The 1,254-nt window shown below is 56.0% G+C and carries 2 protein-coding genes; both read left to right on the top strand.

The annotated features are described in order from the left end of the window. The first annotated feature begins 64 nt into the window (after nucleotides 1-64). Nucleotides 65-358: a transposase gene (locus HU738_RS25725; RefSeq protein ID WP_085627416.1), complete on the top strand. Its 294-nt coding sequence runs from the start codon at nucleotides 65-67 to the stop codon at nucleotides 356-358. Next, nucleotides 355-1,218, top strand: coding sequence for an IS3 family transposase (locus HU738_RS25720; protein ID WP_197897232.1), 864 nt, complete (start codon nucleotides 355-357; stop codon nucleotides 1,216-1,218). The genes HU738_RS25725 and HU738_RS25720 overlap by 4 nt, the downstream gene beginning before the upstream one ends. Nucleotides 1,219-1,254: the final 36 nt, after the last annotated feature.

The raw sequence follows: 1,254 nt of genomic DNA, 5'->3' as shown, positions 1-1,254 counted from the left end.
TGGGCCTGTCCCGTGACAACGGACGCCAAGAAGCGATACTTACATCGCTATCTTGGAGGTTGCCATGTACCCAACCACTCGCCGCAACTACACCGATGAGTTCAAGATTCAGGCCGTTGCGCTCGCCGAAACGCTCGGCAGGACGGAAGCTGCTCGCCAGCTGGAAATGTCTGTGAAAACGTTGGACAACTGGGTCAACGCTTCTCGCAGTGGTCTACCGCTGAGCTCTCCTGACCGTCGAGCAATTACCAAAGAAGACAGCGAGTTAGCGCGATTGCGAGCCGAGAACGCTGAGCTGAAACTGGAGCGTGAAATCCTAAAAAAGGCGGCGGTATTCTTTGCCAAAGAGTCCAGGTGAGATACGCCTTCGTCGCTGAAGAACGGGCTCAGTTCCCGGTGCGTCTGTTGTGCCGGGTAATGGGTGTTTCGGTTTCAGGATTTTACGACTATCAGCACCGCCAGGGGCGCCCGGATCCGGATGCGCAGATCCGCATCGATCTGCACAAGGCTTATGCGGCTAGCCGCAAGACCTACGGTCGACCGCGGCTGGTCGAGGCGCTACGGCAACAGGCCCACGCTGTAGGCCATAAGCGCATTGACCGGCTGATGCATGAAGAACACATACAGGGCCGATCCAAGAGCGGTTTCAGACCGTGCACCACCGACAGTCACCATGCGCTGCCAGTGGCGAGCAATTTATTGGATCGTCAGTTCTCCGTTCAAAACCCCGCCCCAGCCTGGGTCAGCGATATCACTTACATCGCTACGAAAGAGGGCTGGCTTTATCTGGCAGTCGTGCTGAGCATCCAGACGCGCCAGGTGCTGGGTTATAGCCTTGCGGATAGGATGCCTGACGACTTGGTCGAGCGCGCTTTTATGAACGCCTGGAACGCCTGTTTAGGCGTCTGCGGAGTGATTTTCCATTCTGACCAAGGGCGCCAGTACGCGAGCAGTAAATTTCGTTTAGCTTTAGCCAAGAAGGGCTTCGTGCAGAGCATGAGCCGGAGAGGAAACTGTTGGGATAATGCCGTAGCTGAAAGCTTCTTCGCTACATTGAAGAGAGAGGAAGCCTGCACGGTCTACCCCACCAAGAAACACGCTCACCTGGCAATTGCTAGCTATATCCACGGGTTTTACAACAGCAGTCGGCTGCATTCGGCACTGGGCTATCGTTCACCGAACGAATATGCAAAAGGTTTGAGGCAGTTGGCTCATTAGCCAGCTTCTTGGCGTCCGCCGCCATGGGACAGGCCC

The organism is Pseudomonas vlassakiae (assembly GCF_014269035.2).
Classification (GTDB): domain Bacteria; phylum Pseudomonadota; class Gammaproteobacteria; order Pseudomonadales; family Pseudomonadaceae; genus Aquipseudomonas; species Aquipseudomonas vlassakiae.
Note: the sequence above shows the minus strand (reverse complement) of the source record. Positions and strands in the feature narration are given on the sequence as shown.

Bases quoted from the DNA above. Each gene is read 5' to 3' on its own strand.
- HU738_RS25725 (WP_085627416.1), top strand. From the start codon at position 65: ATGTACCCAACCACTCGCCGCAACTACACCGATGAGTTCAAGATTCAG.